The 15,192-nt window shown below is 56.6% G+C and carries 10 protein-coding genes; all 10 read left to right on the top strand.

Features of this window, described 5'->3' with window-relative positions; translation table 11 throughout:
* Positions 1 to 354 precede the first annotated feature (354 nt).
* The 10 genes from B5F19_RS07390 (at position 355) to B5F19_RS07345 (ending at position 15,192) form a co-directional block, all read left to right on the top strand.
* On the top strand, positions 355 to 3,024 hold the full coding sequence (locus B5F19_RS07390) for a type I restriction-modification enzyme R subunit C-terminal domain-containing protein (protein WP_242972726.1): 2,670 nt from the start codon (positions 355 to 357) through the stop codon (positions 3,022 to 3,024).
* A gap of 2 nt (positions 3,025 to 3,026) precedes the next feature.
* Entirely contained in the window at positions 3,027 to 4,217 is a 1,191-nt protein-coding gene (locus B5F19_RS07385) for a restriction endonuclease subunit S (protein ID WP_087289459.1), read from the top strand.
* 2 nt (positions 4,218 to 4,219) lie between these two features.
* Positions 4,220 to 4,825 (top strand): restriction endonuclease, encoded by a 606-nt coding sequence (locus B5F19_RS07380; protein WP_087289458.1) that lies wholly within the window; start codon positions 4,220 to 4,222, stop codon positions 4,823 to 4,825.
* A gap of 2 nt (positions 4,826 to 4,827) precedes the next feature.
* Positions 4,828 to 6,315 (top strand): class I SAM-dependent DNA methyltransferase, encoded by a 1,488-nt coding sequence (locus B5F19_RS07375; RefSeq protein WP_087289457.1) that lies wholly within the window; start codon positions 4,828 to 4,830, stop codon positions 6,313 to 6,315.
* Positions 6,316 to 6,459: 144 nt separating this feature from the next.
* Complete coding sequence (locus B5F19_RS07370) at positions 6,460 to 8,100, top strand: RNA-binding domain-containing protein (protein WP_242972725.1); 1,641 nt, start codon at positions 6,460 to 6,462, stop codon at positions 8,098 to 8,100.
* A 1,016-nt stretch (positions 8,101 to 9,116) separates the two neighbouring features.
* Positions 9,117 to 11,624 carry a protein kinase gene (locus tag B5F19_RS07365; protein WP_140394182.1) on the top strand — a complete coding sequence of 836 codons (2,508 nt, stop codon included), beginning with the start codon at positions 9,117 to 9,119 and terminating at the stop codon, positions 11,622 to 11,624.
* 23 nt (positions 11,625 to 11,647) lie between these two features.
* A complete protein-coding gene (locus B5F19_RS07360; RefSeq protein ID WP_140394181.1) occupies positions 11,648 to 12,412 on the top strand; it encodes an FHA domain-containing protein in 765 nt (254 codons plus the stop codon).
* Entirely contained in the window at positions 12,399 to 13,232 is an 834-nt protein-coding gene (locus B5F19_RS07355; RefSeq protein WP_162612542.1) for a protein phosphatase 2C domain-containing protein, read from the top strand. Before B5F19_RS07360 ends, B5F19_RS07355 begins: the two co-directional genes overlap by 14 nt.
* Positions 13,233 to 13,256: 24 nt before the next feature.
* Positions 13,257 to 14,471, top strand: a complete 1,215-nt coding sequence (locus B5F19_RS18255; RefSeq protein WP_087289453.1) for a trypsin-like peptidase domain-containing protein — start codon at positions 13,257 to 13,259, stop codon at positions 14,469 to 14,471.
* Between the two features lie 4 nt (positions 14,472 to 14,475).
* On the top strand, positions 14,476 to 15,192 hold the full coding sequence (locus B5F19_RS07345) for a PP2C family serine/threonine-protein phosphatase (RefSeq protein ID WP_087289452.1): 717 nt from the start codon (positions 14,476 to 14,478) through the stop codon (positions 15,190 to 15,192).

Here is a 15,192-nt window from a genome sequence, read left to right as displayed (position 1 = left end):
GGGTGAAGAATTGCTGCTGCGACCGGGAAGCCCGGACGGTAGGCGCTTTGGAGCATACCCTTAACTTCTGAAAGCATTAAATGAGGGGCAAGGGCTCTTGGATTGGCGACTCCTTGGTCCATATCGTTTTGACGATTGTATGAGGATGACTCAAACGCTCAGTTGTTGAATTAGGAGGCCCATGTTATAATAAAAATATATTTGAAAATATTTCCCGATTGGCAACAAAGCGAGGAAACATTGGAGTACGTATAATCATTCAAGAAAAGCGGGGTGACCTCCATGACTCCTGAACAAAAAGCGCGTGAGGCAATTGATCAGAGACTCATTCAGTCCGGTTGGATTTTGCAGGATATGCGGCAGCTCAATCCCATGGCTGCTCCCGGCGTAGCGGTGCGGGAATTCCCCACCAGCACCGGGCCGGTGGATTATGCGCTTTTTGTAGATGGCATCCCAGTCGGGGTTGTGGAGGCCAAGGCGGATGAAAAGGGCGAAAATATCACCACGGCTGAGGCGCAGTCCAGCCGGTACGCCAGGAGTACCTTCAAGTGGGTCAAGACAGACTACCGCATCCGGTTTGCCTATGAAGCCACGGGAAAGCTGACTCGTTTTACCGATTACAAAGACCAGAAGTACCGCTCCCGCCGCATCTTCAGCTTTCATCGCCCGGAGAGCCTGCGGGAACTGCTAAAACAGGATGACACCATCCGCAACAATATGAAGCGTTTTCCACCCCTGGACACCTCCGGGTTCCGGGATTGCCAGGTCACGGCCATCCATAATCTGGAGAAGTCCTTCGGTGAGAACCGTCCCAGAGCGCTTATTCAGATGGCCACCGGCGCAGGCAAGACGTTTACCGCCATCACCGCAGTTTATCGTCTGCTGAAATATGCCAAGATCAACCGGGTGCTGTTCCTGGTGGATACCAAGGGCCTGGGAGAGCAGGCGGAGCGGGAATTTCTGGCCTATCGGCCTAATGACGACAACCGATCTTTCTCCCAGCTCTACGGTGTGCGGCGGCTGAAGAACTCTTACCTGCCAAACGATGTGCAGGTGTGTATCAGTACCATCCAGCGGATGTATTCCATCCTGAAAGGGGAGGAGCTGGACGAGTCTGCGGAGGAGACTTCTTTTAACGAACTGACCACAGCGGATCGCCAGCCTGCCAAAGAGGTGGTCTACAACGAGAAGTATCCGCCGGAATTTTTCGACTGCATCATCATCGACGAATGTCATCGCTCTATCTACAATGTGTGGCAGCAGGTTCTGGATTACTTTGACGCCTTCCTGATCGGACTGACTGCCACGCCGGACAAGCGCACCTTTGCCTTCTTCAACGAGAATGTAGTCAGCGAATATTCCCGAGAGCAGGCCATCATCGACGGAGTTAATGTGGGGGAGGACGTCTTCCTCATTGAGACCCAGGTGACCAAGAGCGGCGCCCACATCATGAAGCAGATGATCGAATACCGCAACCGGCTTTCAAGGGAAAAGCGGTGGAAGCAGATGGACGAGGATGTGGACTACCGGCCCACCCAGCTGGACCGGGACATCGTCAACCCCAGTCAGATCCGCACGGTGGTCCGCTCTTTCCGGGAGAATCTGTTCACCAGACTGTTCCCCCGTCGGCGTGAGGTCCCCAAGACCCTGATCTTTGCCAAGACAGACAGCCACGCCGACGACATCGTCCAGATCGTCCGGGAGGAGTTCGGCGAGGGAAACGAGTTCTGCCAGAAGATCACCTACTCGGCCCAGGACCCTGAGGGGACCCTCAGCAGTTTCCGCAACAGCTATAACCCCCGGATCGCCGTTACTGTGGACATGATCGCCACCGGCACCGATGTGAAGCCTATCGAGTGCCTGATCTTCATGCGGGATGTGCGCAGCCGGAACTATTTTGAGCAGATGAAGGGGCGGGGGACCCGCATCCTCAGCAAGGACGATCTGCAGAAGGTCACGCCCTCGGCCACAGAGAATAAGGACCACTTTGTCATTGTGGACGCTGTGGGGGTCACCACCTCCAAGAAGTCGGACACCCGTGTCCTGGAGCGCAAGCCCTCTGTCTCTTTGAAAGAACTGATGCTGAATGTGGCGCTGGGAGCCCGGGACGAAAATACCCTCACCTCCCTGGCCGGACGGATCATCCGCCTGAACAGCCAGATGTCGCCCGGCGAGCGGAAGGAGTTTACGGAGGTGGTGGGCCTGCCCGCCAACAAACTGGCGGAGGCGCTTCTGGACGCCTTCGACGAGGATGTGCTCACCGCCGCGGCCCGGGAGAAATTCCACACACAGGAGCCTACCGCGGAGCAGGTGCAGTCCGTCCAAAAGGAGGCAGTGGCCCAGGCGGCTGCTCCCTTCTGCCGCCCGGAGGTGCGGGATTTTATCGAAAATGTCCGCCGCAGCCACGAGCAGATCATCGACAACACCAACCCGGACACGGTGCTCTTCGCCGGGTTCGACGCCCAGAAGGAGCAGACCGCCCAGCGGGTGATTCAGACCTTCCGCGACTTTATCCAGGAGCACAAGGACGAGATCATCGCTCTGCGCATCCTGTACAGCCAGACCTATCAGGACCGGCCCATGGTTCTGGAAAAGCTGAAAGCCCTGTATGAGAAGCTGCGGGAGAAAGGGGTCACCCTGGAGCGGCTGTGGGACTGCTATGCCATTCAGAAGCCGGAGAAGGTGAAGCAGACCAGTACTGTGCGCCAGCTGGCCGACCTGGTGTCCCTGGTGCGGTTCGAGATGGGGGAGGCGGACAGCCTTCAGCCCTTTGCCGACAAGGTGAACTACAACTTCCAGCAATGGACCTTCCGCCGCAATGCCGGCGCGGTCCACTTTACCCCGGAGCAGATGGAGTGGCTCCAGCTGGTGAAGGACCACATTGCCACCTCTTTGAGCATTCAGCCAGAGGATCTGGACCTGAGTCCCTTCGACCGCAGGGGCGGCCTGGGGCGGTTCTATCAGGTGTTTGGGGATAAGTATGAGGAGATTTTGCGGGAAATGAATCGGGAATTGGTGGCGTAACTATGGAATGGAAAACTGAAACTTTGGGGAATATTGCTTTTATGACAAGCGGAGGAACCCCAAGTAAAAAGAACCCTGAATACTACAAAGGTGGTACAATTCCATGGGTTCGGTCTGGTGAACTTGAAAACGGAGCTATTCGTGATACGGAGATTAAAATTACTCAAGCGGGATTGGATGCTTCCAGTGCAAAAATATTTCCTAAGGGGACATTGCTTATTGCGTTATATGGAGCAACCATCGGCAAGTTAGCATATTTGGATATTGATGCATGTACCAATCAAGCTGTTTGTGGAATTTTTGCTAATGATAAAGTATCTTTAAAATTTCTATATTTTTTTCTGTTGTTCCATCGGTCTGATCTGGTAAAACAGGGGGTGGGTGGAGCGCAGCCTAATATTAGTCAAACGATTCTCAAGAAATTGATAGTATCATATCCTGTCAATAGAGCTGAACAGCTTCGTATTGTTGCTCGGATTGAGGAGTTGTTTTCCAAACTAGATGCCAGCGTGGCGGAATTGAAAACTGCAAAGGAAAAGTTGAAGGTCTACCGGCAGGCGGTATATAGTTCAGTGTATGATAAATTGTGTGATTTACAGCCAATAACGAGTTTTTTTGAAATAACAGGTGGATTGACAAAAAACTCAAGGAGAAATGAATTATCGCTTCAAATGCCCTATTTGCGGGTGGCAAATGTCTATTATAATCACCTGGATTTATCAGAAATAAAAGAAATTGGAGTGACGGAGCAAGAAGTTGATCGTTGCCTTTTAGAAAAAAACGATTTGCTTTTTGTGGAGGGAAATGGAAGTAAAACTCAAATTGGTAGAGTTGCCATTTGGAATGGACAGATTCCTAACTGTTTGCATCAAAATCACATTGTTAAAGGTCGTCCTCTGGGAAATATGCTATCCGAATATGCGTTGTATTATTTGATTTCTAATGAAGGCAGAAAGCAAATTGTTAATATAGCTAAATCTACGTCTGGTTTGTACACACTGAGTACTAATAAAATTAAGGGGTTGAGAGTTCCATATTGTGATTTGAACGCTCAAAAGAGAATATTGGATGATATTAAAGAAAAGTTGTCTGTTTATGATAGCATCGAGCAAACGATTGACACCTCTTTGCAGCAGGCAGAAGCCCTGCGGCAGAGTATTTTGAAACAGGCCTTTGAGGGGAGACTTTCATAACAATGGAAATAGATACAAATCCTTATCGTTCCCTCTCTGCGAACATTAAGCCCATTGAATTTGAAAAATTCTGCATGGAAACATTAACCGCCTACGCTAAAAAAGAGGGATTGAAAGATTTTGAAATTGAGCACAGCAAGAAAGTTGAGGCTCCGGATAGTACCTATCAGATTGATGTTTTGGCAGAATATACCGCACTTGGATGCAGGCATAAAGTAATCGTAGAGTGCAAAAACCACACTCGCAATATTGAACGATCAGTGGTTACAGACCTCTATGCAAAAACACAAAGCATAGGGGCGCAGAAAAGCATTCTGATTTCAACATCTGGCTTTCAATCAGATGCTGTAAAGTATGCAAAGGCTCACGGGATTGCATTATGGCAGATTTGTGATATATACATCAAACAATACAGTAATGCAGCAAGTAGAGAAATCTCGCCAGCGATGATGTTTCAAATGGAAATAGAAAAGAATCTTCCAAAATACTTTATGTTGGAGTGGGATTGTGCCTTGGACTATCCGTATACGGAAATCTTTCCCACTCCGGAAATGTATCAAGAGGCGAGAGACAAAGCAAGAGCCAATCTAAGATTTAAGAGGAAGTAACCATGCCTGACCAAACCTCAACCATCATCTCCAAAGTCTGGGGGATGTGCGGTCCTTTGCGGGACGACGGCGTGTCCTACGGCGACTACCTGGAGCAGCTTACATACCTGATTTTCCTGAAAATGTCCGACGAATACTCCAAGCCGCCCTACCAACGGGAGACCGGCATCCCCGCCGGCTGCGGCTGGTCGGATATGAACACCTTGAAAGGCGCGGAACTGGAGAGCAAGTACAAATCCATCCTGGAGACACTGGGGGAGCAGGGGGGCACCCTGGGCAAGATCTTTCAGGGAGCGGTCAACAAGATCAGCAACGCCGCCATTCTCTACCGCATCGTCCAGATGATCGACAAGGAAAACTGGGTGTCCATGTCCACCGACGTGAAGGGCGAGATCTACGAGGGCTTGCTGCAAAAGAACGCCGAGGACGTGAAAAGCGGCGCGGGACAGTACTTCACGCCCCGGCCGCTGATCCGGGCCATGGTGGAGTGCATCCGTCCGGAGCCCAGGAAGACCATCGCCGACCCCTGCTGCGGCAGCGGCGGCTTCCTGCTGGCGGCCCAAAGCTACCTGTCCGATCCCAAGCACTATACCTTGGACCGAGAGGCAAAGGAGTTTTTGAAGCGGGACACCTTCCGGGGCTGGGAGATCGTGCCCGCCACTTTCAAAATGAGCCTGATGAACCTCTTTCTCCACAACATCGGCGACCTGTACGGGGAGGTCCCCATCACTCTCGGGGACGCCTTGCTCACCGACCCGGGGGAGCGGTTCGACTATGTGCTCACCAATCCGCCCTTTGGCAAAAAATCCTCCCTCACCTTCACCAATGAGGAGGGGGAGCAGGAGGAAGAGGACTTAGTCTACAACCGGCAGGATTTCTGGACCACCAGCTCCAACAAGCAGCTCAACTTCCTCCAGCACATCAACACCCTGCTGAAAGCCGACGGCAAGGCGGCGGTGGTGGTGCCGGACAACGTGCTCTTTGAGGGCGGAGCCGGGGAGACTATCCGGAAGAAACTGCTGGAGACCTGCGACCTCCACACCATTCTCCGTCTGCCCACCGGCATCTTCTATAAGCCCGGCGTCAAAGCAAATGTGATCTTCTTTGATAAGCGCCCCGCCAGCCCGGAGCGGCAGACCAAGGAAGTCTGGTTCTACGATCTGCGGACCAATCTGCACTTTACCCTGAAACAGCACCCCATGACCTATGAGGATTTGAAAGACTTCATCCAGTGCTACCACCCGGAAAACCGCTATGAGCGCCACGAGACCTGGAGCCAGGACAACCTGGACGGCCGCTGGCGGCGCTTCACCGCCGAGGAGATCCTCAATCGGGACAAAACCAGCCTGGATATCTTCTGGATCAAGGACAAGGCTCTGGCCGATCTGGACAACCTCCCCGCCCCGGAGGAATTGGCGGAGGACATCCTGGAAAATCTCCAGTCGGCCATGGATGGGTTCAGTGAGCTGCTGGCTGCACTGAAACAATGACAATTGCAGGCCTATCTGCCAAGTTCATATCATCGTATCACGATTAACACCATCGCAAAAACGCTCGAATAACACACGCGTGTGTTTTCTTTGTTGACAAAGACACACGCGTGTGTTATTGTGCGTTTAAAGGATGTGATTGCATTGAACATTGGTTTTCGGGAAGATATGACGCATGAGTTCAAAAGTGATCGAAAGAAGTTGGCAGATCAAGAAATCATCGATGCAGTGGTTGCATTTGCCAATACCGATGGAGGAGATCTTTACCTTGGGGTAGAGGATGATGGCGAGATCACGGGATTGCATAAAGAACATTCGGATATTACTCGTTTGGCCGCTTTTATTGCCAATAAAACTGTCCCACCGGTCCCGGTCCGATGCGAAATTTTAGATCTGGAAAAGCCGATTCTAAAAATCGCTGTTCCCCGCCGTACCAGTATTACCGCATCGTCTTCCGGGAAAATGCAGCGAAGGCGCCTCAAAGCGGATGGAACTCCAGAGAATGTTCCGATGTATCCCTATGAAATTGCCGGCCGGCTATCAGATTTGAGCCTTTTTGACTATTCCGCGCAGCCGGTTCCGGATGGTGATTATCAGGATTTAGACCCTGTTGAGCGGGAGCGGCTTCGGCAAATCATCCGAAAATATCGGGGGGAACCGGCTCTCCTGGAATTGGACAACGAAGAACTTGACAAAGCGCTGCAAATGGTCGTCCAGGTGGACAAAAAGCTTGTGCCTACCTATACAGGATTGCTGCTGATTGGAAAGGCGGAGCGTCTGAAGACGCTGATGCCGACGGCAGAAACTGCAATTCAGGTGCTTGAGGGAACCGATATTCGAGTCAATGAGTCGTTTTTTCTTCCGATTCTTTCAGCCTTTGAAAAGATTACAGAGTATGTTGCTGCATGGAACCATGAAGCGGAAATGGAAGAGGGACTGTTCCGTGTTTCCATCCCAGATTTTGATAAACGGGCATTTCGAGAGGCTTTGGTAAATGCGTTTTGCCATCGTGACTATTCTATGCTGGGCAGAGTACGTGTGGAAATCAACAGTGAGGGAATGCTGATCAGCAATCCTGGCGGCTTTATTGAGGGGATCAATGCGGATAATTTGTTGGACGCGGAGCCGCATGGCCGCAATCCGGTCCTGGCTGACGCGCTGAAGCGAATTGGTTTGGCAGAGCGAACGGGCAGAGGCATCGACAGAATTTATGAGGGCTCTCTATTATATGGACGCCTGCTCCCTGACTATTCCAGATCGACCAGCACCAGCGTTCGTCTTTTTATCCCAAGAGGTATGCCGGATAGAGCTTTTGTCCGGATGATCTCAGAGGAACAGCAGCGCTTGGGCCATCCGCTTCCAATCTATGCGCTTCTTGTTCTGAACACCGTGAAACAAATGCACCAGGCAACGCTCCGTGAGATATCCGAGGCACTCAAACGGGATGAAAGCCGTATTAAAATTGTTGTGGAGACGCTTGTGGAATCTGGATTGGTAGAAGCGATTGGGAATGGTCGCGGCAGAAACTATATGTTAAGCCCGAAAGCCTACGGGAGAGAAAATACAGCTGCGTATATCCGGCAAAAAGGAATTGACGAACTTCGATATGAAGAATTGGTTTTGGAGCTTGCCAGGAAACAGAAGTCCATTAAACGGGCGGATGTAATTGCATTACTGCATGTTTCTCCGGCAAAGGCATTTCGCATTCTGCAACGGCTGGTGAAGAATCAAAAGTTGACGTTGCAGGGAAAGGGAGCGGGCGCATACTACACATTGGAGGCATGATCTCTTTGTCAACACCATCGCAAAAGTAGTTCCATGGTGACTTGCCAAAAGCAAGTAGGCCGATTACTGTCGCGGTGCAGAAAACCGCACTCTGACCACATTTGTGCAAACGGTCAGATCGAAAAAGTATACTCTCCCAACGGTTTGACCACACAACCAGCCACAGACGGCGGTGGAACAGGCGGAAACCTTGTGGTTAAAGAGTGACGGAAAGTAAGTGGATTGGAGGGAATAGTGCTGTAAAGCATTAAAAATAGTTAGAAAAAATCTCTATTTGGGGTTGACGTGCGGGAGGTCACAGGTTCAAGTCCTGTATCGTCCACCAAAACGAAAGGACATCCGAAAGGATGTCCTTTCGTTTTGGGCTCCGACCGCCGAAGGCGGTCTCCGCCCTTCGGTGATTGAAATGCTCGGGATGGCAGAGCCATCCCTCCGCCGAGGTTTTGCCTACGGCAAAACGCTCGTACGCCGCAAAAGCGGCGCGGCCCAGAAGGGCCGTTGAGCAATATTTCAAGATGGCAAATCGAAAATTTGAAATATCTAGATTGTAGTGCTTTGCCAAAACGAAAGGACATCCGAAAGGATGTCCTTTCGTTTTGGGTTCCGCCGCCCAAAGGCGGCTACACCCTTCGATAAGCGGAGCAGTCATGACGTCACGAGCCGACTCAGTGTTTCCTCAAGGCAGCGAAAAATACGCCGGGGCATCTGCCCGGCGTATTTTTTGTTTCAGATTTTCTGATTTCCGGTGGACCGGACGCAGTTCTCTTTCGCCGCAGACGGCATGTTCTGAGCCATTACGCCCACCGGGGGATGGGGGAAATAGGGCCTCTCCAGGTATGCGCGTTCCACCGCCTTGGCTGCTCCTCAATGTGATGGAGCTTGCTCAATCAAGTGAAAAGCAGAGTCATTTTCAGTACTATGCAAGCAGCATATTGTTTTTGAGCATAAAATGCTATAAAATTCAAACAATCTTAAGTTTGGTTTCATAATTTGGTTTCATAATTAGGGGGAATATCGTGCAGAACGAACAGATTTGCTACAACTGCTTCCAGCAGCGGGACAGCCTGTCCGGCCCGTGTCCCCACTGCGGCTTCGACCTGACGGAAAATGAGAAAAAGTACCCGGTGGCCCTGCGGGCGGGGACCGTTTTAAATGACCGGTACATCGTGGGCCGGGTGCTGGGCCAGGGGGGCTTCGGCATCACCTACCTGGCCTGGGACACCCAGCTGGAGGCCAAGGTGGCCATCAAGGAGTTCATGCCTGGAGAACTGGCCACCCGCGTGGAGGGCACCACCGTCTCCGTGCTCTCTGCCGACCGTTCCGAGGATTTTACGTACGGCGCCGAGCGCTTCCAGGAGGAGGCCCGGACCCTGGCCAAGTTCATCGGCAACCCCAACATTGCCGCGGTGACCAGCTACTTTGACGAGAACGACACGTCGTACTTCGTCATGGACTACATCGAGGGCATCTCCTTTAAAACCTACATCGCCAACCACGGCGGAAAGGTGAGCGTGGAGGACACCCTGAACGTGATGATCCCGGTGCTCCGGGCCCTCACCGCCGTCCATCAGGAGGGCTTCATCCACCGTGACGTGACCCCGGACAACATCTACATCACCAAGGACGGCATGGTGAAGCTGCTGGACTTCGGCTCGGCCCGGTACTCCATCGGGGACAAATCCAAGAGCCTGGACGTCATCCTGAAAGTGGGCTATGCCCCCAAAGAGCAGTACATCCGAAGGAGCCGCCAGGGGCCTTACACCGATGTGTACTCCTGCGCCGCCTGCTTCTATGCGGCATTAACCGGCTTTCTGCCCCCGGAGGCGCTGGAGCGGCTGGACCGAGACGAGCTGGTCCCAGTGTCCCAGTGCGGGGTGGACATCCCGGAGTATCTGGACAAGGCCATCCTGAAGGGACTGGCGGTCCAGCCGGAGGACCGCTTCCAGAGCGCGGAGGAATTTCTGGAGGCCATTGAGAGCCGGCAGGTGGTGGAGGTGCCCCAGGCGGGGGCCGCCCAGCCCGCCGCTCCGGCGAAGAAAAAGCTGAATCCCGTACTGATCGGCGGCGCGGCCGCGGCGGTAATCGCGGTGGTTATCGGCTTCGGGGTGATGGGCGGGGGAGGAAACCCGGTGACAGAGGTTTTGGCCCCCACCATCACCATTGCCGGACAGCAGGTGTCTGCGGCGGATAATTTCCTGGAGCTGGTGGACGGCACGCTCACCGATGCGGATATTGCCGCCATGAAACAGATGGGAAATCTTCAGCGCATCTATCTGGAGGGCGTGTCCATTGAGACAGACGGGCTGGCTTGGGTGGCAGAGTTCCCGCAGCTGACCGAGTTCAGCTGCGAGGGATATCTAACGGATGAACTGGACTTGACGCCCTTTGCCGGGCTGACGGAGCTGACCCGGCTGAGCTTCTATCAAAACAATACGGCCGGGGCGCCGGCCGGCGACCTGTCCCCCCTGGCGGGACTGACTAAGATGGAGCGGCTTGATCTGTGTATTGGGTTTGACGTAAAAGACATCTCCTCCCTATCCGGGCTGACCCAGTTGGAGGAGCTGCAGCTTTATAGTACCAACAGCAACAACAGCAGTTCCAGCCTGACCAATATCAGCGCGCTGTCCGGGATGACCCAACTGACCAGTCTTCGCCTGAACCTGGGGCATGTGGAGGATTTCTCTCCGCTCTCCGGCTTGACGCAGCTTCAGGAGTTGAGGATGTACGGCAGCTTCATCGTGGATGACCTATCCTTCCTTCGGGAACTGACAGAGTTGCGCTCACTCGATATAAGCGGGAGTTACGAGGGGGCAGCTATTCACCAGGATCTGTCCGATCTGTCCCAACTGACGAAGCTGACGGAGCTTCGGCTGGATATCCCCGTGGCCAGTTTGTCCGGATTGGAAAATTTGACTGATCTGCGGGAACTGTTGATGTATGGTTCCGATTCCACCTATACCGACGTGGACCCCTTAGCCAAGCTCACAAAACTCCAGGTGCTGCGCCTCCCTATGCACGGAAATAATCCAGCGCCCTTTACCATTGACGGGCTGGCCAATCTGACCCAGCTGACCGAACTGGATATGGAGTGCTCGGTAGCTTCGTTGGAACCTTTGCGCAACCTGACGAATCTTCGCGTCCTCTCTATGCGGAACGGCTCAAGCCCCGATGGGACGTCCTTCTCCTCTCTGGAACCGCTGGCGGGATTGACCGGTCTAGTTGAACTGTCCATCCGCACACCCCAGGGCATCACGGATCTCTCGCCCCTCTCCGGCTTGACCAACCTGCGTACGCTTTATCTGGATGTCTATGGCCAGTACGATGATCCGCCTCTCACGGATATCTCGGCTCTGGGAAACCTCGCCAGCCTTCAGTCGCTGACGCTGCAGGAACGTGGGCTGACGGACCTCTCTCCGCTGTCCAACTGCACCAAACTGCAGACGTTGACCATTTATGAGGGCGGGGAACAGCGGATCACCGACCTTAGCCCTGTGTCGCATGTCCCCAACGTGACCATTGAATGACCAAACTGCAAGGAGGAACCCCTATGGCACAAATCGAATGTGGGCGGGGCCACTTATACGACCCGGATAAGTATCCCACCTGCCCCTACTGCAACACCAACCAGCAGATCACCGTGGCGGCGGCGGGCCGCACCGCCCCCATCCGGGTGACAGGGACCAACCGGACGGCCCCGGTGTCGGTGACCGCGCCCCAGCGCACCGCCCCCCTGTCCGGCGTCTCAGTGACCGCGCCCCAGAAGACCGCCCCCCTGTCCGGCATCTCGGTGACCGCCCCCTCCAAGACCATGCCCCCCAGGGGCTACAACCCCAACGGGGCGCCGGTCCAGCCGGAGGAGGCCCCCGCTCCCGCCTTCCCCCACGGGGCCAGCGTCACCAGCGCGGGCAAGACCGTGGGCATGATGCAGGAGAAGATGGGCTTCGACCCGGTGGTGGGGTGGCTGGTGTGCACCGAGGGCCCCAGCCGGGGGAAGAGCTACACCATCCGGGGCGGCATCAACTCCATCGGCCGCAGCGACCGTATGGACATCACCATCACCGGCGACCGGACCATCTCCGCAGAGAACCACGCCAGGCTCAGTTACAGCGACAAGAACAACCGCTTCAACCTGCTCCCCGGGGACGGGCGGAACATCGTCTATCTCAACGGGGAAGAGGTGTTCTCCCCCATGCCCCTGAAGGCCTATGACCAGATCGACTTCGGCGCCACCAAGCTGCTCTTTATCCCGCTGTGCGGCGAGCAGTTCACCTGGACGCCGGAGCCAGGGGAGGACGGCCATGGGACTGTTTGACCGGCTCTTCCGCCGCTCCGCCCCTCCGGCCCAGGCGCCGGAGCCGGCCCCGGCGGACGAGGGTCCCCGGGATCTGGTCCTCCGGGTGAGCAACCTCCAGGGGATCGGCCGGCGGGAGGGGCAGGAGGACTCCTTCGCCCTGCTCAACGCCTCCGACCCGGAGGTGCTGGCCCAGCGGGGCCTGTTCGCCGTGGTGTGTGACGGCATGGGCGGCATGGAGGGCGGCAGGGAGATCAGCGAGGGGGCGGTGGACGGTTTCCTGCAGCTCTTTCAGGCCCTGAACGACGAGGGCGACGTCCCCCGCCAGCTGCGGGAGGGGACCTGCGCCCTCAGTGACGGCCTGTTCCAGCGCTTCAACGGGCGCAGCGGCACCACCGCCGTGGCCGTGCGGGTCTTTCAGAACGCCCTCCACTGGATCAGCGTGGGGGACAGCGCCATATTCCTGCGCCGGGGCGGGGGGGTGTTCCAGCTCAACCAGGAGCACACCTATCTGAACGTCCTCTATGGGCAGGAGCTGGAACAGACGGTGATCTGCAGGGAGCGGGCGGAGGGCCACGAGGACGCCCGGCGGCTCACCTCCTTTGTGGGCGTCGACTGCCTGGAGGAGGTGGACCAGAGCCTGCGGCCCCTGCCCCTGCTGCCCGGGGACGTTATCCTCCTGTGCTCCGACGGCATCAGCGGCATCCTGTCCCCGGCGGAGCTGCTGGAGGCCATGTCTCTGGAGCCAGACGCGGGGTGCGCCCTGCTGGAGACCATGGTCCGGGAGAAGGACCTGCCCGAACAAGACAACTACACCGGGATTTTGATATCCTGCACCTAAGAAAACGTTAAGGGAGAGATCGCGATGAAGATGGTACGAACCTTATCCGCACTGGCGCTGAGTGCAATGCTGGTGGGAGCCAGCGTGCTCCCCGCCGCCGCCGCGTTCCAGCAGAGCGTGCTGGACGGCATCATCCTCATCCGCTCCGGCGCGCCGGACGCGGACGGGACCATGACCTATTGGCAGGGCACCGGCTTCTTTGTGGGGGAGGAGGGCCAGGACCCCCAGTACATCGTCACCAACTGCCACGTGGTGGAGGACTTCATCCTGGCGGGGAAGGCCCTGGGCGGCGGCGAGCTGCACGTGCTCTTTGACCAGGACGACGAGGCGGAGGCCTATCTGGTGGACTATGACGCGGAGAAGGACCTGGCCGTGCTGAGACTGGCCGAGCCCACGGACAAGCGCGCCCCCCTGTCCATGCGGCAGGCGGAGGACTCCATGCTGGGCGACGAGGTATACGCGGTGGGCTATCCCCTGGCGGCCGACGTGACCGTCCAGGCGGTCAACTCCTCCAGCAAAGAGGACGCCACCGTCACCACCGGCAGCATCAGCCGCCTGCTCACCGAGAGCGGCACCGGGCGGAACCTCATCCAGACGGACGCCGCCCTCAGCGGCGGCAACTCCGGCGGCCCCCTCACCGACGGGACCGGCGCCGTCATCGGCGTGAACACCTACGGCTCCGACCTGGACCAGAACCTCTTTTACGCGGTGAGCATCAGCGAGCTGCTGCCCATCCTGGACCGGAACAACATCCCCTATGCCATCGCGGAGGCGGGGGGCGGAAACACCATGATGTACGTGGCCATCGGGGCGGTGGTCGTGGTGGCCGTCCTCGCCGCGGTCGTGGTGCTGAGCCGGAAAAAGAAGGCGGCTCCCGCGCCCCAGCAGCCCAGCCAGAGCCAGCCGGAGGAGGGCCGCCAGCCGGTGCTCCGCTCCATGGCCGGGCAGCACGGCGGCATGGTGGTCCCCCTGCACCACCAGCCGGTCCAGGTGGGGCGCGACCGGGCGGTGTGCCGTCTGGTCTACCAGGACGGGACCCCGGGCGTCAGCTCCCGCCACTGTCAGATCTTCTTCGACGAGCAGGAGAACCTGTTCGTGGTCACCGACCTGAACTCCACCTACGGCACCTTCCTGGCGGACGGGCAGCGGCTGGCCCCCAACACGCCGGTCAAGCTGGCCCCCAGGAGCTCGATCTATCTGGGCGAGGTGGCAAACACCATCTATCTGGAGCTGGAGTGACCCTATGAAACTTTCCATCTATTCCTATACCAACCAGGGCGGGCGGGAGCACAACGAGGACAGCCTCCGGTGGACCTCGGACGGCACGGAGGGCGTGTTCGTCCTGGCCGACGGGCTGGGCGGCCACGACCGGGGCGAGGTGGCCTCCCAGCTGGCAGTGGAGGCCATCTGCGGCGGGGAGGACAGCCCCGTCCCCGGCCGGGAGGAGCTGCTGGAGCGCTTCCGGCAGGCCAACGCCCGCATTCTGGAGCAGCAGAAGCAGCCCGGACAGGAGGAGATGAAGACCACGGCGGTGGCCCTGAGCCTGAGCGGCGGCACGGCGGCCTGGGCCCACATCGGCGACTCCCGGCTGTACCGCTGCTCCCAGGGCCGGCTGGACCAGCTCACCCGGGACCACTCGGTCACCTATATGAAGTATCTGGGGGGCGAGATCTCCTATATGGACGTCTACCACGACGACGACCGCTCCAGCCTGCTCCGGGCCATGGGAAACCCCATCTGCACCCCGGAGGGGGGAGAGGGGACGGCCCGGCCGGGGGACGCCTTCCTGCTGTGCTCCGACGGCTTTTGGGAGTTCGTGTACAACGAGGAGATGCTGGTGGACTGTCTGAAGTCCAGGACGCCGGAGGAGTGGGCCCGGCGGATGCTGCTGCGCCATATCCGGCGGACCCCGCCGGGGAATGACAACTTTTCCCTGATCGCAGTCTTTGTGGAGGAATGA

This window comes from Pseudoflavonifractor sp. An184 (genome assembly GCF_002160305.1).
In the GTDB taxonomy this organism is placed as follows: domain Bacteria; phylum Bacillota; class Clostridia; order Oscillospirales; family Oscillospiraceae; genus Lawsonibacter; species Lawsonibacter pullicola.
This window is presented reverse-complemented; position numbering and strand designations above follow the sequence as displayed.